Annotated in this window: 22 protein-coding genes; 15 read left to right on the top strand and 7 right to left on the bottom strand. The window is 60.6% G+C overall.

Annotation, left to right across the window (positions count from 1 at the left end):
- Positions 1-10: 10 nt before the first annotated feature.
- From thiL to BLV67_RS29250, 6 genes are all read left to right on the top strand, one after another.
- Positions 11-976 (top strand): thiamine-phosphate kinase, encoded by a 966-nt coding sequence (gene thiL, locus BLV67_RS29275; RefSeq protein ID WP_069786662.1) that lies wholly within the window; start codon positions 11-13, stop codon positions 974-976.
- A gap of 55 nt (positions 977-1031) precedes the next feature.
- The gene (locus tag BLV67_RS29270) at positions 1032-1757 is read left to right on the top strand and encodes a substrate-binding periplasmic protein (protein ID WP_065911294.1); all 726 of its coding nucleotides are present in this window, start codon (positions 1032-1034) and stop codon (positions 1755-1757) included.
- A gap of 128 nt (positions 1758-1885) precedes the next feature.
- Entirely contained in the window at positions 1886-2503 is a 618-nt protein-coding gene (gene ribA / locus BLV67_RS29265; RefSeq protein WP_069786661.1) for a GTP cyclohydrolase II, read from the top strand.
- Entirely contained in the window at positions 2500-2919 is a 420-nt protein-coding gene (locus BLV67_RS29260; protein ID WP_056861922.1) for a nuclear FMR1 interacting 1 family protein, read from the top strand. The genes ribA and BLV67_RS29260 overlap by 4 nt, the downstream gene beginning before the upstream one ends.
- The gene (locus BLV67_RS29255) at positions 2916-3716 is read left to right on the top strand and encodes a cobalamin-binding protein (RefSeq protein ID WP_069786660.1); all 801 of its coding nucleotides are present in this window, start codon (positions 2916-2918) and stop codon (positions 3714-3716) included. Before BLV67_RS29260 ends, BLV67_RS29255 begins: the two co-directional genes overlap by 4 nt.
- 120 nt (positions 3717-3836) lie before the next feature.
- Positions 3837-4184: a transcriptional regulator gene (locus BLV67_RS29250; protein WP_065911292.1), complete on the top strand. Its 348-nt coding sequence runs from the start codon at positions 3837-3839 to the stop codon at positions 4182-4184.
- Positions 4185-4203: 19 nt separating this feature from the next.
- On the opposite strand, the gene BLV67_RS29245 is transcribed toward BLV67_RS29250, so the two are convergent.
- From BLV67_RS29245 to BLV67_RS29215, 7 genes are all read right to left on the bottom strand, one after another.
- Positions 4204-6099 (bottom strand): TonB-dependent receptor domain-containing protein, encoded by a 1896-nt coding sequence (locus BLV67_RS29245; protein ID WP_069786659.1) that lies wholly within the window; start codon positions 6097-6099, stop codon positions 4204-4206.
- Positions 6100-6256: 157 nt separating this feature from the next.
- On the bottom strand, positions 6257-8155 hold the full coding sequence (gene dxs / locus BLV67_RS29240) for a 1-deoxy-D-xylulose-5-phosphate synthase (RefSeq protein ID WP_065911288.1): 1899 nt from the start codon (positions 8153-8155) through the stop codon (positions 6257-6259).
- A 112-nt stretch (positions 8156-8267) separates the two neighbouring features.
- Entirely contained in the window at positions 8268-9155 is an 888-nt protein-coding gene (locus tag BLV67_RS29235; RefSeq protein ID WP_065911286.1) for a polyprenyl synthetase family protein, read from the bottom strand.
- On the bottom strand, positions 9152-9394 hold the full coding sequence (locus BLV67_RS29230) for an exodeoxyribonuclease VII small subunit (protein ID WP_003176346.1): 243 nt from the start codon (positions 9392-9394) through the stop codon (positions 9152-9154). The genes BLV67_RS29235 and BLV67_RS29230 overlap by 4 nt, the downstream gene beginning before the upstream one ends.
- Positions 9395-9470: 76 nt before the next feature.
- Positions 9471-10610 (bottom strand): Fic family protein, encoded by a 1140-nt coding sequence (locus BLV67_RS29225; RefSeq protein WP_065911283.1) that lies wholly within the window; start codon positions 10608-10610, stop codon positions 9471-9473.
- 137 nt (positions 10611-10747) lie between these two features.
- Positions 10748-11119 (bottom strand): MerR family transcriptional regulator, encoded by a 372-nt coding sequence (locus tag BLV67_RS29220; protein ID WP_065911281.1) that lies wholly within the window; start codon positions 11117-11119, stop codon positions 10748-10750.
- Positions 11058-11702 (bottom strand): NAD(P)H-dependent oxidoreductase, encoded by a 645-nt coding sequence (locus BLV67_RS29215; protein ID WP_065911280.1) that lies wholly within the window; start codon positions 11700-11702, stop codon positions 11058-11060. The genes BLV67_RS29220 and BLV67_RS29215 overlap by 62 nt, the downstream gene beginning before the upstream one ends.
- Positions 11703-11910: 208 nt before the next feature.
- Here BLV67_RS29215 and BLV67_RS29210 point away from each other — a divergent pair, with 208 nt between their 5' ends.
- The 9 genes from BLV67_RS29210 to BLV67_RS29170 all read left to right on the top strand — a co-directional run bounded on the left by BLV67_RS29210 (position 11911) and on the right by BLV67_RS29170 (position 19355).
- Entirely contained in the window at positions 11911-12870 is a 960-nt protein-coding gene (locus BLV67_RS29210) for a PDDEXK nuclease domain-containing protein (RefSeq protein WP_069786658.1), read from the top strand.
- A 285-nt stretch (positions 12871-13155) separates the two neighbouring features.
- A complete protein-coding gene (locus BLV67_RS29205) occupies positions 13156-13737 on the top strand; it encodes a YjfI family protein (protein ID WP_032865490.1) in 582 nt (193 codons plus the stop codon).
- A gap of 17 nt (positions 13738-13754) precedes the next feature.
- Positions 13755-14453 (top strand): PspA/IM30 family protein, encoded by a 699-nt coding sequence (locus tag BLV67_RS29200; RefSeq protein ID WP_056861932.1) that lies wholly within the window; start codon positions 13755-13757, stop codon positions 14451-14453.
- A 226-nt stretch (positions 14454-14679) separates the two neighbouring features.
- The gene (locus BLV67_RS29195; protein WP_069786657.1) at positions 14680-15240 is read left to right on the top strand and encodes a rhomboid family intramembrane serine protease; all 561 of its coding nucleotides are present in this window, start codon (positions 14680-14682) and stop codon (positions 15238-15240) included.
- Positions 15241-15312: 72 nt separating this feature from the next.
- Positions 15313-16347: an ion channel gene (locus BLV67_RS29190; RefSeq protein WP_065911277.1), complete on the top strand. Its 1035-nt coding sequence runs from the start codon at positions 15313-15315 to the stop codon at positions 16345-16347.
- The gene (locus tag BLV67_RS29185; RefSeq protein ID WP_069786656.1) at positions 16334-17008 is read left to right on the top strand and encodes a DUF2491 family protein; all 675 of its coding nucleotides are present in this window, start codon (positions 16334-16336) and stop codon (positions 17006-17008) included. Before BLV67_RS29190 ends, BLV67_RS29185 begins: the two co-directional genes overlap by 14 nt.
- 16 nt (positions 17009-17024) lie before the next feature.
- Positions 17025-17453, top strand: coding sequence for a DUF350 domain-containing protein (locus BLV67_RS29180; RefSeq protein ID WP_056861936.1), 429 nt, complete (start codon positions 17025-17027; stop codon positions 17451-17453).
- Between the two features lie 18 nt (positions 17454-17471).
- Positions 17472-18185 carry a DUF1190 domain-containing protein gene (locus BLV67_RS29175; RefSeq protein ID WP_056861937.1) on the top strand — a complete coding sequence of 238 codons (714 nt, stop codon included), beginning with the start codon at positions 17472-17474 and terminating at the stop codon, positions 18183-18185.
- A gap of 12 nt (positions 18186-18197) precedes the next feature.
- Positions 18198-19355, top strand: a complete 1158-nt coding sequence (locus BLV67_RS29170) for a glutathionylspermidine synthase family protein (protein WP_069786655.1) — start codon at positions 18198-18200, stop codon at positions 19353-19355.
- Positions 19356-19409: the final 54 nt, after the last annotated feature.

Raw genomic sequence — 19409 nt, 5'->3', positions numbered from 1 at the left:
TGAGTCCCGAATGGGTGAGTTCGAGCTGATCCGCAACTACTTCGCCGCCGCGCCCTGTGCGCAGGGCGGTGAAGGTATTGCCCTGGGGATCGGCGACGACTGCGCCCTGCTGGCGCTCCCCGCCGGGGAGCAACTGGCAATCTCCACCGATACGCTGGTGGCCGGCGTGCACTTTGCCGACCCCTGCGACCCGTTCCTGCTCGGCCAGCGCTCGTTGGCCGTGGCAGTCAGCGACTTGGCCGCCATGGGCGCCCGCCCTCTGGCCTTTACCCTTGCACTCACCACGCCAACCGTCGATGCCGATTGGCTGCAACGCTATGCCCAGGGTTTGAACACCATGGCGCAAAGCTGCGGCGTGGGCCTGGTGGGCGGCGATACCACGCGCGGGCCGCTGAGCCTGACCCTGACCGTGTTTGGCCGTGTACCGGCCGGGCAGGCATTGGTTCGCAGCGGTGCGCAGCCGGGTGACTTGCTCTGTGTGGGCGGGGAGTTGGGTAACGCTGCCGGTGCTTTGCCGCTGGTATTGGGGCAACGCACGGCGGACGCGGCCATCGCTGATCCGCTGCTCGCCCATTACTGGTCACCGCAACCGCAGTTGGCGCTGGGCCTCGCGCTTCGGGGTAAGGCCACGTCTGCGATGGACATCTCCGACGGTCTGCTGGCCGATTGTGGGCATATCGCCAAGGCATCGGCTGTCAGCCTGGTCATTGAGCGTGAGACGCTGCCGTTATCCCAGGCGTTGCTGGCGTTTGTCGGCGATGACGAGGCTCGCGTGGCGGCATTGAGCGGGGGCGACGACTATGTGTTGGCATTCACCCTGCCACCGGCCGAGCTGGCGCCGTTGTTGGCGGGCGGCTGGCCCGTCCACGTAATCGGCCGGGTCGAGGCCGGGCAGGGCGTGACGCTGCTCGACGCCGCCGGGCAAGACATCACGCCAGCGGTGCGCGGCTATCAGCATTTTCGCGACACGCCGTAAGCGGCAGACCTGCGCTACCCTCTATACGGTTCCCCCCGTGCAGGAGGTTGTCACCATGGGTGTGCGCCGTTGGCTGCTGATCGTGTTGTGCGCTCTTGCACCGCAGGTTCTGGCGGATGAAGCCCCTGTACCTGGCAAGATCATGCTGGCCAGTGAGCAATGGAACGACTTCACCAACAAAGATGGCAGCGGCCTGGCTTGGGATGTGTTGCGGCAGGTCTTCGAGCCAGTGGGCATTACCGTGCAAACCCGCAGCGTGCCCTATACCCGTTCGGTCGGCCTGGCCCAGCGTGGCGAGGTGGATGGCTGGGTCGGTTCCTATCGCGATGAGGCCGGCGGCGTGCTCTACCCGCACTGGAATTTCGATTCCGACCACATCTACGCCCTCGGGCTGGCCGCCACACCGGCACCGAGCATCGCGACGCTGGGCAATTATCGCTTGGCCTGGGTGCGCGGCTACAAGTACGAGGAATACCTGCCGAATGTGCGCCGCTTCAACCCGATAGAACGTCGCAGTGGCATCCTGCCGATGCTGCAACACCGCCGCGCCGACTTCTATATTGATGCCCTCACTGAAGCCAAATACGTGCTCAGCCAGTCGGATGACCCGGCGCAATTCAAGCTCACTCATATAGCCGAACTGCCGCTCTACATCGGCTTTGCCGACACCGACCGGGGGCGGGCGCTGATGGGCGTGTATGACCATCGCATGGCTGTACTGGTAAAGAGCGGCGAGCTGAAACCGATTTTCGCGCACTGGAAGCAGCCGTACCCGTTCTGACCTGCATAGAACCAGGACGAAGGCCAATCGAACCTATTGATCTTTATCAGCGATAATTCAGCTTAAGCGTCTGTAGGAACCTGCTGTTACAATGACGCCCTCTGTGAAATCTGAATCAGGAGCACACGGTGCCCGTCGTTTTCGTCGCCGCTTCCAAGCTGCCTACCCCCTTTGCCACGTTCACCATGAACGGCTTTCTCGAAGAAGCCACCGGCCGCGAGCACGTTGTGCTCAGCCTGGGGGCTATCGACGACGGCGCGCCGGTGCTGGGCCGCGTACATTCCGAGTGCCTGACCGGCGATGCCCTGTTCAGCCAGCGTTGCGACTGTGGTTCACAACTGGAAGCGGCCATGCGCGCCATCGCCCGTGAAGGCCGCGGTGTGCTGCTGTACTTGCGTCAGGAAGGCCGCGGCATTGGCCTGATGAACAAGATCCGCGCCTACGAGCTGCAAGACGGAGGCGCCGACACCGTCGAAGCCAACGAACGCCTGGGCTTTGCCGCCGACCAGCGTGACTACGCAATCTGCCTGCCGATGCTCGAGCATTTGGGCGTCAAATCCCTGCGTTTGATGACCAATAACCCGCGCAAGGTCAAAGCCTTGACCGAGATGGGCATCACCGTGTCCGAGCGCGTGCCGCTGCACACCGGGCAAAACCCGCACAACAAACTCTACCTGGCCACCAAAGCCAGCAAGCTCGACCACATGATGGGCAACGAGCATCAGGGCGAGGTCGACCGCGCGTGACCCGCGGCCAGGTAAAACGGCGACTGTCCTTCAACTGGTGGCAGTACCTGGCCCTGGCATTGCTCCCGCTGTTCGTGCTCAACCTGGTGTTTGGTCAGGCCCAGTCCCTGCTTCCCGTGTTGGCCATGCCGTTCTTTATTGCCGGCGTGGCCTCGATGTTTCTGAGCCTGCGTTATTTTCATGGCTATAAACACGCACTGATCGCCACTTCCAAAGCGCTCGATACACCCGAAGAACCGGCTGCCTGGATTACCCTCGCGGCTCGTCGGCGTGCGGCTTTGTTGGTAGCCGCGCTGCCGGCCTGGATCGGCGCATTGGCCGTATTTGTCGGCCTGGAAGCAGTGCCACTGTGCCTCCTGGCGTTATCGACGCTGGTGCTGTTCTATCTCTACCGCATTCCGCGTCAGTTGGGATGATGCGTTTTTGGCTGTCGCTTCTGGTGCTGGCATTCAGTACCCAGGCGATTGCGGTCGAGCGGGTCGTCAGCCTGGCGCCATCCCTGTCTGAAATCGTGGTCGAACTGGGCGCCGCCGACTTGCTGGTGGGCGTGCTCGACGGTGGCGAACGCCCGGAGGCATTGGCGCAAGTGCCATCGGTTGGGCAATACGGCCAACTCAATATGGAGCGCCTGCTCAGCCTCAAGCCCGACCTTATTCTGCTCTGGCCCGGCAGTGTCGGCCCGGCCCAGCGCGAACAGTTGCAACGCCTGGGCATTCCGGTCTATGTGGCCGAACCCCATAGCCTGGAACAGCTGACGGCCCAGGTACAAGCCATCGCGCAACAATTGGGCCGCGAAGCGGCGGGGCGCACGCTGGCCGCGCAGTTACGCCAACGCCTGGCCGAACTGCGCCAGCGCTATCAGCGTGCCGAGCCGTTGCGCGTGTTTTACCAGGTGTGGAACCAACCGCTGTACACCGTGGGCGGTGGGCAGATCATCAGTGATGCCTTGCAGGTTTGCGGCGCACGCAACGTGTTTGCCGACCTCAAGCTGCCCGCGCCGCAGGTCAGCGTTGAGTCAGTGCTGCAACGCAACCCCCAACTGATCCTGGCGGGTGATCAGGCTCAGGCGGACGCCTGGAACGCGTGGCCGCAAATAGCCGCCGTGGCGCAGGGGCGTTTGTTGGTGGTTCCCGACAAAGGCTTGGAGCGCCCAAGCGGGCAGATGGTCGAGGCGGTGGCGAAACTGTGCGAGTTGATTGCGCCGCAACGTTAACGGTACGGGTTCTCCTACTGGTTATTCGGATTTGTCGGTCGGGTGATTTCGGCGCCATGGCGGTACGCTACGGCTCGCGATGCTTGCTGCATGGCGATTGCTCACATACAGGAGGTGACCGTGCGACGTTTGATCATTGGTATCTCAACCGCCATTCTGTTGGCGGGTTGCAACACATTCGAAGGTATCTCGACGTTGATGAATTTCAGCGATCACCCCATTGCTGCCAAGGCACACGAAGGTGGGGCCACGAAGCAGGATATGCTTGCGATCCAGGCGCCCAAGCGTGTCATTCCCGCACGTGATGGCCGCACAGAGTGCCTTGACTATGAGCTGGAAAACAAAGGTAAGAAAAAGGAATTTTACGTGGGTGTTACCGATACAGGCCGTGTTGGCGCGTTTGGGTTCATAACCTGTGACGAGGCGATCAAGGCCGGTTACTTGGACGCCAAAACGGCTCTGCGTTAGCGTTTATGGAGTGACTTAGCTACAGCTGCGGCGTCCAGGTCACGCCGAACAACAGCGCCCGGCCTTCTTCCCGATAGCCATATTGCTGGCTTTGATACTGATACAACGCCCGGCTGTAGTCTTTGTTCAGCAGGTTATCGACCTTCATATTCAGCGTCACTTCACGGTTCACGGCCCAGCTGGCGCGAAGCCCCAGCAGCCCGTAACCGCCGAGTCGCTGCTGGTTGTTCGGGTCATCGTAGCTGCTACTCACCGCTTGCCAACTGGCGCCGACGCCAAACTGATCGAACTGGCGATCCAGGTCCAGGCTCACCGTGCGTCTGGCGCGGCGCGCCAATGTGCGGCCGGAGTCGCGGTCGCGTGGGTCAATCATCGCCAGCCCAAGGCTGCCCTGCCAACCGAACAGCTCTTGCTTGAGCGCGGCTTCAAAACCATTGATACGTGCGGAGCTGACGTTCTGCGGGCCGTCGCTGCCGAACACAATGGCGTCCTGAATATCGGTGCGGTACAGCGAGGCTTCCAGGCGGCTGGTGTCGCTGAGCTGGCTGCGCCACTGCAGTTCATAGCTTTTGGAAGTTTCGGGTTTCAGATTCGGGTTGGCGTTTTTAAAGCCGTATTCGTCCGGGTAGTAAAGATCGTTGAAGGTCGGTGCGCGGAAGCCTTCGCTGTAGCTGAACAACAGGTCGTTATCCGGGTTCACCGGCAGGGTCAGAGTGCCGCTCCAGCTGGTGTGACCGCCGAACTGTTGGTTCTGGTCGCGGCGCAGGCCCAGCTCGGTGGAAAAATACTGCGCTTCAAAGCGGTGCTGGATAAACGCGGCGCGGTTCCAGCGGCTGTCTTCGGCGAGCACGGTGCTGCTGTTGACCCGGTCTTCGTACCAGTCGCCGCCCAGGATCAGGCTGTTCTGGTCATTGAGGGTCAAGTCGTTCTGCCAGGTCAGCGAGTCGCGGTAGGTGTTGAACACGCTGCGGTCGTCGCTGAGTTTATCCAGGGTCTTTTCGCGGTTTTCGCTGTGACCCAGCTCCAGGCGAGACTTCCACGCATCGTTGAGGCGCGCGTCGACATAGCTGCTGACGCTGCTGACGGTGAAGTCCGTATAGGGTTTTTGCTGGAAGCTCTGGTAGGTGAGCGAGTCATAGCGACCAAAAGGGTTATCGAATTCGCTTTTGCCACGGTTATCCAGCACGTTCACGCCTGCGTCGATGTCATCGGTAAAGGCATGGCTCAGGCTGAAGCTGATGGCCTGGTTGCGATAGGTATCGTGGTCGCCATCGCTCGGGTAGGACGTGTGTGTGCGGTTGATCCCGGCGGTGTCATCCAGGCTGGCGCCGAGGCTGAAGCGGGTTTGCTGGTCGCCGCCGGACAGTCCCAGGCTGCGCTCCCACGTCTGGTTACTGCCAAAGCCCACATGCAGTCGCGGTTGCAGGCCAGAGTCGGTGTTGCGCCGGGTGAAGATCTGAATCACCCCGCCAATCGCATCGCTGCCGTAGATCGCCGAGCGCGAACCGCGCAGCACCTCTACGCGCTCGATCTGGTCGATGTTGAGGTATTGCAGGTTGCTGGTGCCGGTGGTGGAGCTGCTGATGCGCTGGCCATCCACCAGAACCAGGCTCTGGGCGGTAGAGGTGCCACGCACATACACGTTGGTCACGCTGCCACGGCCGCCACTTTGCGCCACCTGTACGCCAGGTACACGGCTGAGCAAGTCGCTCACGCTGGTGGGCTGCAAACGGTCAATGTCGTCGCGGGTGAACACGCTGTTGGCGGCACTGCTGTCGTTGCGCGCCTGCACCTGGCGGTTGGCGCTGATCACCACGTCGGAGAGTTTGAGGGCGTCGTCGCGCTCGAAGCTGTCGGCCAGCACGTCAATGGTGGGTAGCAACAGCAGGGGCAAGGCAAAGCGAAGGCGATTCATGGGCCGTCCATAGCGTTTGAAAATGGCATAAAGCCAATGTGGGAGCGGGCTTGCTCGCGAAAGCGGTGGCACATTCAACATCTTGGTTGACTGACACTCTGCATTCGCGAGCAAGCCCGCTCCCACATTTAGTCCAGGTTTCTACCGGGAGACGGGGTTACAGGCCCAGCAGCGCCATGCGCGTGCGCACCGAAGCCTCGATCCCGGCCTCGTCCAAGCCACACTCGGCCAGCATCTGCGCCGGTTTGGCGTGTTCCACATACACATCCGGCAGGCCCAGGTGCAGCACCGACTTGAGGATGTTCTCCCGCGCCAGGAACTCACTGACTGCCGCGCCAGCACCGCCCATGATGGCGTTTTCTTCGATGGTCACCAGCAGTTCATGGCTGGCGGCGATTTCACGCACCAGGGCCTCATCCAGCGGTTTGACGAAGCGCATGTCGACCACGGTGGCGTCGATTTTCTCGGCGACCTTCAGGGCTTCGGCCAATTGCACGCCAAACACCAGAAACGCGGTCTTGCTGCCTTGGCGGCGCACGATACCTTTGCCAATCTCGATCGGCTCCAGGTCTTTTTCGATCACCGCATTCGGGCCATTGCCGCGCGGGTAGCGCACGGCAGCCGGGCCGTTATACAGGTGGCCGGTGCTGAGCATCTTGCGCAGTTCGTTTTCATCGCTCGGGGTCATCACCAGCATGCCGGGGATGCAACGCAGGTAAGACAAGTCGAAGCTGCCTGCGTGAGTCGGGCCGTCTTCACCTACCAAGCCTGCGCGGTCGATGGCGAACAGCACGTCGAGGTTCTGCACTGCCACATCGTGAACAAGCTGGTCATAGCCGCGTTGCAGGAAGGTGGAGTAGATCGCCACCACCGGCTTGGCGCCTTCACAAGCCATGCCGGCGGCGAAGGTCACCGCGTGTTGTTCGGCAATGGCCACGTCGAAGTAGCGCAGCGGGAAACGCTCGCTGAATGCCACCAGGTCCGAACCTTCCTTCATCGCCGGGGTAATACCCACCAGGCGCGGGTCGGCGGCAGCCATGTCGCACAGCCATTCGCCAAACACACCGGAATACTTCGGCCCGCTGGCTTTTTTCGGCGCAGCGGCGGGCGCATCCACAGGTTCGAGCTTGGTGATGGCGTGGTAACCAATCGGGTCGACTTCTGCAGGAGCGAAACCTTTGCCTTTTTTGGTGACGATATGCAGGAACTGCGGGCCCTTGAGGTCACGCATGTTGCGCAGCGTGGCGATCAGGGTCGGCAGGTCATGGCCGTCGATTGGGCCGATGTAGTTCCAGCCCAGCTCTTCAAACAGGGTGCCGGGTACCAGCATGCCCTTGGCATATTCTTCGGTACGCCGGGCAATTTCCCACGCGCCGGGCAGACGCGAGAGCACCTTCTTGCTGCCTTCGCGCATGCTGGCGTAGGTGCGACTCGAAAGAATTTTTGCCAGGTAATTGGACAGGCCACCCACATTGCGCGAAATCGACATGTCGTTGTCGTTGAGGATCACCAACATGTTGGCGTCCACTTCCGGCGCGTGGTTGAGTGCTTCAAAGGCCATGCCGGCGGTCAGCGCACCATCACCGATCACCGCGATCGCCTTGCGGTCGCTGCCTTGCAGGCGGGCGGCAATTGCCATGCCCAGCGCAGCGCTGATGGAGGTGCTGGAGTGGCCGACGCCAAAAGTGTCGTACTCGCTTTCGGAGCGGCGCGGGAAGGCGGCCAGGCCGTCCTTCTGGCGCAGGCTGCCCATGCGCTCGCGGCGGCCCGTGAGGATTTTATGCGGATACGCCTGATGGCCCACGTCCCACACCAGCCGGTCGTCCGGGGTGTCGAACACGTAGTGCAAGGCGATGGTCAGCTCGATGACGCCCAGCCCGGCACCGAAATGCCCACCGGTCTGGCCGACCGTGTAGAGCAATTCCAGGCGCAACTCATCGGCCAGGGTTTCCAGCTCGGCTTCACCCAGTCGACGCAGGCCGACCGGCGTGACGGCACGGTCGAGCAGGGGCGTGGACGGGCGCTTGCGGGGAATCTCTTGAAACGTCGTGGGCATCAGGCGAATCGTTATAGGTATAAGAAGAGGCGGCAGTTTACCTCAAGCGGTGCAAACTGCCCACGCAGGGCGCCGAACTTGGCCGATATGCGGCGCGAAAAGGCCGCGCTTATCAGTGGCGGCGTTCGACGATATACCGCGCCAGGTCGCGCAGTGGCTCGGCCGCCGCGTCGAAAGGTCGCAGGGCGGCCAGGGCCTGATCGCGCAGTTCCAGGGCGTAAGCCTTGGCGGCCTCAAGACCCAGCAACGCCGGATACGTCGGTTTGTCCCGGGCGATATCCGCGCCTTGGCGTTTGCCCAGGGTCGCGGTGTCACTTTCCACGTCGAGGATGTCGTCCTGCACCTGAAACGCCAGGCCGATGGCCCGGGAATAGGTCTGCAGGGCTGCCAACTGCGCAGCTTCGGCGCGGCCACTGGCCAGGGCGCCCAAGTGCACGGCGGCTTCGATCAGCGCACCGGTCTTGTGGCGGTGCATATGTTCGAGGGCTTTTTGGTCGAGCTTGAGGCTGACCGAACCCATGTCGATGGCCTGCCCGCCGACCATGCCGGCCGGGCCTGCGGCCAGGGCCAGGGCCGTGACCATGCGCAGGCTGATCTCGGCATTCACGCTGTTCAGGCGCGGGTCCAGCAGGGCGCTGAACGCCAGGCTCTGCAGGCCGTCACCGGCGAGAATCGCGTAGGCTTCGTCAAAGGCTTTATGGGTGGTGGGCTGGCCGCGACGCAGATCGTCGTCGTCCATGGCCGGCAAATCGTCATGCACCAGGGAATAGGCGTGAATCAGCTCAACCGCACACGCCGCACCATTGGCCTGCTCGGCCGGCGCGCCCAGGGCTTCACAGGCCGCATACGCCAGCAACGGGCGCACACGCTTGCCGCCATTCATCACGCTGTAGCGCATGGCTTCATACAAACGCTGCATTTGCGGGCCTGGTGCCACGAACAAGGGTTCGAGCGCCGCGTTGACCCGGGCCTGGCTGCTGGCCTGATACGCGTCGATCATTCGGGCTGTTCCGCATCGAAAGGTTCTTCGGCCAACTCCCCGTCACGCTCCAGCAACACTTGCACCTTCTGCTCTGCCTGCGCCAACGCGCTCTGGCAGTCACGCGTCAGGCCGATGCCTTGCTCAAACGCCGTCAACGAGTCTTCCAGCGACAACTCGCCGTTCTCCAGACGCTCAACCAGGGTTTGCAGGTCGGCGAGGGATTGTTCGAAATCGAGTGCAACTTTTTTGCGGGCCATGGCGGCTAATCCGGTAGACGGTAAACCGGCGCGACACTAGCAGACATGGGGATTCTGGGCAAATGAGCGGGGTGGTTCAGTTGCCCGTTTCAGGGATTTGATAGCGCGTACTGCGGCCTGCGCCGGGCAAACGTGCCAGGCAGCCTTTTTCCAGCAGATAAGCCAGATGCCGTGTCGCCGTTGCCTTGGACACCTTCGCTACGGCCTGGTATTGCGCGGCACTGATGCCCTGCTCAAAACCGTTCTCACCACCATCGAGCAAGCGGTTGAGTACTTTGATCTGTTCAACGGAAAAAGAAAGGTCATGGTGCTGTTGCCAGAACCGGGTCTTGTCCAGCACCCGATCAATCCGCGCCATGGCTTGCTGCAGGCTGCGCAGCAGGGTCTTGAGGAACCATTGCAACCAGTCGGTAATGTCCAGCGTGGCCTTTTGGCTGGTCTCTAACGCGTGGTAGTACCCAGCGCGGTCCTCAAGAATGCTGGCTGACAGGGCATAAAAGCGAATGGCCTGATGCTCACCCTGGGCCAGCGCCAAGTCAGTAATTGCGCGGGTCAGGCGGCCATTACCGTCATCAAACGGGTGCAGCGTCACAAACCAGAAGTGCGCAACGCCTGCGCGTACCAGCGGGTCCAGTTCAGGCTGATCGCGGCTGGATTCAAACCATTCGAGGAAGTCATCCACTGCCTGATCCAGGCCCAGGCGTGGTGGGGCTTCGAAGTGCACGGTCGGCCGATCAAGTCGCCCTGACACCACCTGCATAGGCTCATCGCCCCGCAAACCCCCGATATTGAGCATGCGTGCAGTGATGCCGGCATCCGGCTCAGGGAAAAGCCATTGATGCCAATTCAATAAACGAGCGAGGGTGAACGGCTGCGCGAATTGCGCGGTGGCATCCATCATCAATTCGGCAAGCCCTTCGCTGCGGCGGCTGACTTGGCCACCTTCCTGCGCCTCCATGCCCAGGCGGCGCGCCAATGAAGAGCGCACAGAGCCAACATTCAGGTGCTCGCCCTCAATGGCCGAGGACGTCAGGATGTTTTGCAGCAGTGCATCCAGTTCATTCTGCGCGCTCGTCGCCTGGCTGACGGAGCCGAGCATGCCCAGCAACTTGCCTTGGGCCTGCCCGCACTCACGCAGCAGGGCCGCAAGGTGCCCAGGCTGCCAGTGGAAGTGCGGCCAGTCGGTGTGTTGCCAGATCCAGTTCGGTTGGTCCATGGAAGTGTGCCTGGGTATGTGAGCCGAATAAGGAGATTATTCGGCTCATTGAATGAGCCGATTGTGCATTCTATTCGGCTCGTCGTCCACTTGCGCTGACTACCTATGTCCGGTTGGCGACGAGCTTGGTTGGCTGTTCATCGCAATGCTTTGCCTAGCAGGGATTCGGTGCATTGAGTCATTGCCTCCAGTTCAAACAACCCTGCTTGCATCTTTTGCAGCTCCGCGATTTGCGCAGCGAGTTCCTGCTGTTTGATGGCGATGGCCTGGGCTGCCCGCTCCCAAAGACGAGCATCGCCTTGGCTGCCGTGCAAAATCCCCTGCAACTCCTTGAGCTTGAACCCCAACTGCTGGGCGCATTTGATCAGCGTCAGCAGCTCGACACTCTGCGCCGAGTACACCCGATAACGCCCTACACGCTGCGGCGCTGGTAACAGGCCAATCGCTTCATAGTGGCGAATCGCCTTGATGGTCGTGCCCGACAACTGCGCGGCTTTGCCGATGTACATGAAAACTCCCTTTTTCAAAGAGTGCGCCGACCTGTTTCAGCCACGTGTCGCGCTGCGTCGCTGTGGATCCCAGTACCGGTCCGAACATTAAGGTCTTGGTCGGCTTGATGCCGCAAAAGGCCAGAGTCGTGTTGCGCATCTGATGAATGCCCGGCATGTGATAGAACCAGCGGTAATACCACGCTGGCGTGTCCAGGGTCACCAACAAATGGGCGGTGCGGCCCTGCAGCAGCTTATCCGGGAATGCCTTGCCCTTGCGGTACTTAAACGCAAAGCCGGGTAGGAAAATGCGGTCGATGAAGCCTTTCATCAACGCCGGGATACCGCCCCACCAGATCGGGAAAACCCACGCCAGATGAGTTGCCCAGAGGATATCGGCTTGGGCGCTGAGCAAATCGGGTTCCAAGGCTTGGGGCAGGGCGAAGCCGTTACGCAGGACCGGGTCGAAATCCAGTTCGCCCAGGCGCAGGGCGCGGACTTCGTGGCCGGCGAGTGTAGCCGCGTGAATGTAGGTGTCAGCGACGGCTGAGCAGAAACTGGTATTGGAAGGGTGGCCGAGAATGAGCAGGATGCGCTGAGTCATGGTGCCGAAGCCTGAAAAGTGGGTCTTTCAGGGTAGGGTGTGCTGTATAGGGGAGAGTCAAGGCGTGGCGCTGCACTGTGCCGATTTGCAAAGGCCAGCAGGACGTTTCTGTAATCTGTGCAAGGCCCTTCTTTAACCGTTCGCGGCCCCTTGTGACGGTAAAAACCACTGACTAGCCTGAGCCCTTCCAGTCAAGAGTGAAACGGGCATGAGCGAAACCTCTATCGGCTTGATCACGCCTCCTGTGGGCTACAGCGACTGGCTGAGCGACCTTAAACTGCGCATCCACACGGCCCAGCAGCGAGCGACGCTGGCGGTGAACCGCGAACTGGTGCTGCTTTACTGGCAGATCGGCCACGATATTTTGACCCGCCAGGCTGCGCAGGGTTGGGGCAGCAAGGTGGTTGATCGCCTTGCCCAAGACTTGCGCGCGGCCTTTCCGAAAATGAAGGGTTTTTCGCCGCGCAACCTCAAATATATGCGCGCCTTTGCCGAGGCGTGGCCGAATGCCGAATTTGTGCAACAGGCTGCTGCACAATTGCCGTGGGGCCACAATGTGGTGCTTCTGGACAAGCTCCCCGGCCCCGAAACGCGCCGGTGGTACATCGCCCAGGCAATCGAACACAACTGGTCACGTAACACCCTCGTGATGCACATCGAGCATCGCCTGCTGGAGCGCAGTGGCAAGGCCGTCAGCAATTTTGAACACCATTTGCCCAAACCCCAATCCAACCTGGCGCGCGAATCGCTCAAGGATCCATATCGTTTCGACTTCCTCAGCCTGGCTTTGGATGCACAGGAGCGCGATATAGAAAACGCGTTAATCAAGCACGTCACCGACTTCCTGCTTGAACTGGGCGCCGGTTTCGCCTTTGTCGGGCAGCAGGTGTTGCTGGATGTATTCAAGCCTGAACACCTCGGCAAGCTGAGTTTTTACCTGTCGGCAGTGGATGCCCAGCTTAAACACCCGCAGGACGGGGCCACCATCGGCCTGTTGTTGTGCAAGAGCAAAAATGAAGTGGTGGCTGAATACGCATTGCGAGACAACAACCGACCGATCAGCGTGGAGGAATATCAGTTGGTGGAATCTTTACCGGCAGAGCTACGAACAAGTTTGCCAAGCATTGAGCAGATTGAGCGGGAGCTGGCGGGGTGCATTCAACCGTGACAGCTTGCCGTTCAGGACAGGCTGCAATGGTTGGCTGGATAAAGCAGGCGCTTTTCTTCTTTCCCGTATCCATGTCCGAACCAGTGAGACAAAAATCTCACGCGTGAGCTATTGAGCATTGCAAACATTGCCTGTAGATTTTCTCACGCGTGAGATTTTCACAACGAGGCCAGTACCATGAAAAGCAGCTCTCCATCGAGCCCGCCAGCAGAGCCCGATACCGATTCAGCAAGCCGCAAGGGAGAGCGCTTGAAACCGCCGGTTAAAAAGCCGTCGAGCTTTTACATGAAGCAGATGCGCGCGGGGCTGGCGGCCGCCGGTTATGTGAAACACGAGACTTGGGTGCTTCCCGAAAACCGAAGCCTGCTCAAGCAAATGGAGAAACAGCTTCGCCAACCGATTCTGGCTGGCTCATTCATGTCGGAGAATTTCATGAGCGCAGGTACCAACTGGAACATCGACCGCCTCTTCAGCGCGCTGCAAGCCCTGGACGAAGTGGTCGCCAAAGACATTACGCTTTCTCTGGTTCAAGGCTCCGAGTCCAGCATCAAGCTGGAAATGAACGACTTCGGGGGCTTGCCGATTTACATCGCGGTGGTGGGCGAGCAGATCATCGTCGACACCGTGCTGGTCGACGTCGAGTCGATCAACGACGTAACGGCCTTCAATGACGCCGTGCTGCGCAGCCGGGAAATGTTCCCGTTGTCGTCGATCGGCATCGAGTCCATGCCGAACGGCCAGGTTGTTTACAACATGTTTGGTGCGCTGAGTTCCGACTCCAGCCTGACCAACATCGTGACCGAGGTGAAAACCCTGGTCGATAACGTGCAGCGCGCCAGCGAAGCCTTCGAACGTTTCTTCAATTAAGTATTCGGGAGTATCCAATGACTCAGTCCATCTGGAGCAAATTGTTCACCGCGCTGCGTGGCGGTGCCAGCGAAGTCGGCGAATCGATCGTCGACCAACAGGCCCTGCGCATCCTTGATCAAGAAATTCGCGACGCCGACACCGCCTTGGCCAACGCCAAGCGTGAGTTGGTGAGCATCATGGCCAAGCACAAGCTGGCAGCGGATCGCGTAGGCGAGTACGACGCCAAGATCAAAGACCTGGAATCCAAGGCGATGGCCGCTATTCAGGCCAACCGTGAAGACCTGGCCCTGGAAGTGGCCGAAGCCATTTCGACCCTGACCAACGAACGTGACGCCGAGCAAAAGCAGACCGCCGAGTTCGGTGGTTACGCCGACAGCATGCGCAAGGACATCACCAAGGCCGAAAGCCGGATCAAAAGCCTGCGCCAGCAAGTGGACATGGCCAAGGCCCGCGAAAGCGTGCAAAAGGCCCAGGTCAGCGCTTCCATCGCCAGCGGCGGCGCCAACGGCAAGCTGGAAACTGCGGTGGGTACGCTTAACCGCCTGCAAGCCAAACAGCAGCAACGTGCCGCTGAACTGCAAGCCCAGGATGAATTGGCCGAGGCATCGACCGGTACTGACCTGGAACGCAAACTGCGCGACGCCGGCATCACGCCGGACACTGGCAGCGCCAATGCGATTCTGGAGCGTCTGAAGCAAAAGTCGGCCGAGTAAACGACGCCGAAGCAGGTCTGCCCTAAAGCCGGACAGTTAAGTGAGCGAAATGCTCAAGGCAGCGAAGATCAAATGTGGGAGCGGGCTTGCTCGCGAAGGCGTCGGCTCGGCAAACATAGGCGTTGGCTGACCCACCGCTTTCGCGAGCAAGCCCGCTCCCACAGGGGGGCTTGCGCTTAACCGACCGGCATTAAGGTCTGCCCATCTTTTTTACGTCGAGGTCTGGATGGACGCCCTGAAGGGTTTCAAGACAATCGCAAGCCTGGCCGTGTTCATGGTCGCGCTGCAACTGCTCAATGTCGCCACCGGTTACAGCCTCATGGCGTTCGGGCTGGTCCCGAGGACCGTGTCGGGCCTGTTCGGCATCCTCACCTCGCCATTTCTGCACGCCTCCTTCGCCCACCTGAGCGCAAACCTGATTGCCTTTGTAGCGCTGGGCACCCTGGTCATGGTCGAAGGGCTCAACCGGTTCATAACCGTCAGCGCGATTATTATCCTGCTGGGCGGTTCGTTGGTCTGGCTGTTCGGGTTCAGCGGCGTACACGTCGGTGCCAGCGGCTGGGTCTTTGGGCTATGGGCCTACCTCTTGTCGCGCGCCTGGTTCCACAGGAGCTGGATCAACCTGATAGTCGCCGCTGTCGTGGCGGTGTTTTATGGCGGATTGATCATGGGGTTTGTGCCGCGCCAGGGGATTTCCTTCGAAGGGCATCTGTTTGGTGCGCTCGCCGGATTTATTGCTGCCAAGGTACTTCTCTCAACACCGCGCAGCAGGTTTAATGCCGGGTGAACGCACTTGAGCATCCAGACGCCGAGGCGATGACGTCATCAGGATTCAAGCACCCAGGGAGCCAGGGGCGAAATGTCGATTTTCCTTTTGTTGCGCATGTACGCTTCCTCCCTCTTTCACCGCTTCGGCTGGGCAGGCTTGATCATTGCCCTGGGTGTACACCTGAGCACGGCTTACCTGGGCCTGGTGCTTCTGGGCGAACAACACCTCACCGCCCTCGCCACGTTTATCTACTTCTATCTCACCACCACGCTCACCGTCGGCTACGGCGACCTCGCCCCGCAGACCTCGGCAGGGCGCATTTTCGTGGCGACCTGGGTGATGCTCGGGGGCATTGCGCTTTTAACGGCAGCCATCGGCAAAACCACCAGCAGTGTTATCGATGCATGGAGAAAAGGCATGAAGGGCAAAGGTGATTTCACCGGCAAGGTCGGCCATACGGTACTCATCGGCTGGGAAGGTGCGTCCAGTGAGCGGGTCATCGAGTTGTTGCTGCAAGATGAAACCTCGAACGACAACCTGATCGTGATTTGCGATTGCACCCTCGAAGAAAACCCGATGCCGGGCAAAGCCGCGTTTATCCGTGGTGAAAGCCTGTCCTCCACCGCGTTGTTGCTGCGCGCCGGTGTGCCCGGTGCCGAGCGTGTGCTGGTGCGAACCCCGTCTGACGACCTGACGCTGGCCACGGTGCTGGCGGTGAATCAACTGAGCCCCGTCGGGCACGTGGTCGCCCACTTCAATGAAAGTGAAATTGCCGCACTGGCCAGCTCCTATGCCCCGCGCCTGGAATGCACGTCCAGCATGGCCATCGAAATGCTGGTGCGTGCCTCCCAGGATCCGGGCTCGTCAGTGGTCATCAATGAGCTGCTGTGCGTGGGGCAGGGCGCCACTCAATACCTGATGCGATTGCCCGAGGCCTTTGAAGCCACCTTCGGCGATCTGTACACGCGGATGAAAGAACACCACAACGCCACCCTTATCGGCTATCGCGCCAAAGGTGCGCAGCAACCGTCGATCAACCCGCCCAGTGCCACGCGCGTTGAAGGCGGCGAGCTCTTCTACATTGCCTCCACCCGCCTCAAGGAAATCTCCAATGGGATGGTTTAAACAGTTGATGGGGCTCGAGGCCCCGAACGCCAATCCACAATCGAACCGGCTCGCCGCCGAACCCGTGCCGACCACCGGGCCGCTGGGCCTGGCGCCTGGCAAAGGCGTGATGTTCGACACCACCCTGAAATTGTTGCTCGATGGGAAAACCTCGGTGGTGATCCCAGGCTCCCAGGAAATCTGGAGTAACGGCACCGTCGACCTCGGGCAGTCGACCTGGCTGTCACGCTATTACATGAACGACGAAGATTACTGGCTGCAGGTGCACACCACCGGCGACATCGCCGGGCAGGTCGAGTCGGTGATCCTGTTCAACTACTTGAGCTACGTCACCATCAGCAGCGAAGCGGAACTGCGCAGGCTGGCAGGCCCACAGAGTTTGATCGGGCTGCCGACTTACACCCACAACGGCGTCGAGTACACCCGTGTATGGGGCAGCGAAGCCGGGCAGACCGAATTGGTGGCGATGAGCGAGCGCGTGATAAACCCGGAAGACGCCTACAACGTCGAGCACCGTTCGATGCTCTACGCCCGCGACACCGGCCTGACCGATCGCCGCGAGTTCCTGCTGTTTTCCGTCGAAGAAGATGCCGAGGGTGGCATCAGCCTGAGCACGTCGCTGGGCATTTCGCTGTACACAACCGACCTGACCGCGCTCTAAAAAAAGGAAGCCGTCCATGCTAGAAGCTCTCTCCATCTCCCTGAACAAAGCCGCTGTGCTCGGCTTTGTCATCTACATCCTGGGGGCTGCGGTGTTGTTCGCGCTGTTCCAGTTCATCTACACCCGCATCACCCCGCACAAGGAGTTCGAACTGATCCGCGCCGGCAACGTTTCGGCGGCGGTGGCCCTGGGTGGCGCGATCATTGGTTTTGCCATTCCGGCCAGCAACGTGATCGCCTACTCCATCAGCCTGCTGGATTTTGTCGTCTGGTCGGTGATCGCGGCCGTCGTCCAGTTGCTGGCGTTTCTGCTGACCAGCCTGGTGCTCAAAGGCACGTCCGAGCGCATCAAGAACGGCGAAGTCGCGGCCGGCATCTACGTGGCCGCCGTCGCCATCAGCGTCGGCATGCTGAACGCCGCGTGCATGACGCCCACCCAGTACTGATTGCGCACGGAGCTCTCGATGAAACGAAGCAAGTACGTCCAGCTTTCGCTGGCAGCGTCGGTCGCCATGGCGATATCCGGCTGCGGGCCGACAGAAAAAACCTACGATTTGCAGAAGAAGTACAACTTCCAGTCGGTCCAGCAATGCGCCGATGAAAAGTTGCCGGTAGACGTCTGCTCGGACGCCTACATGACCGCCATGGCCGAGCACCGCCGCATCGCGCCGGTGTACGACAGTCAGACCGATTGCGATGCCGACTTTGTCGCCGACTGGTGCCAGCAAGACTCCACCGGCAAGTTCATCCCAAGGCTGGGCGGTTTCGAACTGACCGCCGAAGGCCAGGTGACCCAATCCCAGGTCGACGCGGCCAATGCCCAGGTGGCCGGCTCGCAAGCCAACAGCGGTGGCTCAGGTTTCTCCACCAGCAGCCTGCTCACCGGCCTGTTGATCGGCAACATGCTCAGCAACAATCGCAACAGCTACCGCTCCGAGCCGGTGTACCGCTACCGCGATGATCGCGGCAATTACGGCAACTCGACGCTCAACCAGCGTGTCTCCAACGGGGCGACCTTTGGCCGTTCCAACCAGGCCCGATATGGCAGCAGCAATTACTCCAACACGCTGCGCTCCTCCAGCAAGCCGGTGAACGTTGCGTCGTCCACCTCCCGTGGCGGCTTCGGCAGCAAAGCCAGTGCTCGTAGCGGCTGGGGCGGCGGCGGGTCGAGCAGTTAAGGAAGCCAGTTCATGAAGAAGATCCACTGCGCAGAACGTCATGACTGGAAGCAGACCGCCGACAGCCTCGGCTTCCTGTTCCATACCATCGACGGTGAACCTTACTGGGACGAAAGCGCGTACTACCAGTTCACGCTCGAGCAAATCGAGCGCGACCTCGAAGACCCGACCACCGATATCCATGACATGTGCATGGACCTCGTGGCCCGCGTGGTGCAAAACGAGGAGCTGCTGGAACGCCTGAGCATTCCTGCGCCGTTCTTCGACATGATCCGCACCTCATGGCTCGAAGGCCACCCGCACCTGTACGGGCGCATGGACTTCTCCTACAACGGCAACGGGCCAGCCAAACTGCTTGAGCTCAACTACGACACACCCACCAGCCTCTATGAAGCGGCCGCGTTTCAATGGGGCTGGCTGGAGCAATGCATCGAACGCGGCCTGTTGCCCAAGCACGCCGACCAGTTCAACAGCATCGACACCAAGCTGCATCAAGCCTTCGCGCAATTGCAGCTCAACCAGCCGTTCTACTTCGCCTCGATGAAAGACTCGATCGAAGACAAAGGCACCACCGACTACCTGCGCCTGGTCGCCGAAAAAGTCGGTATCGAATCCCGCCACATCGACATCGAAGACATCGGCCTCACCAGCGAAGGCCGCTTTGTCGACCTTGAGGATCGCTGGATTCCCCACCTGTTCAAATTGCACGCCTGGGAATTCATCTTCCACGAACCCTTCGGCGCCGCGATTGCCCAGAGCGACACGCAGTTTTTCGAGCCCGCGTGGAAAGCCATCCTCTCCAACAAAGGCATCCTGCCGCTGCTGTGGGAATTCAATAAGGGCCACCCGAACCTGCTCGCCTCCAACCTGGATACCGACCCTGACAAAGCCGTGCCCAAAGGCTGGGTGCGCAAGCCCTTCTTCTCCCGCGAAGGCGCCAACATCGAACTGCAAACGGCCGACGGCCTGATCGTAAAAGAAGACGGCCCCTACACGGACGCGCCGTTTATCCTTCAGGAATTCGCGCCGCTGCCACGCTTTGGCGACAGCTACACACTGATCGGCTCCTGGGTCATCGCTGACCAAGCCGCAGGCATCGGCGTGCGCGAAGACAACAGCCTGATCACCAAGGACTCAAGCCGGTTTCTACCGCACCTGATCCTTGACTGAACCACCCCAATCGCAACGCAGCAAAGACCAAATGTGGGAGCGGGCAAGCCCGCT

The sequence above is a fragment of the Pseudomonas salomonii genome (assembly GCF_900107155.1).
GTDB classification, from domain to species: domain Bacteria; phylum Pseudomonadota; class Gammaproteobacteria; order Pseudomonadales; family Pseudomonadaceae; genus Aquipseudomonas; species Aquipseudomonas salomonii.
The sequence above is the reverse complement of the archived record's forward strand: the minus strand, read 5'-3'. Positions and strand labels throughout refer to the sequence as shown.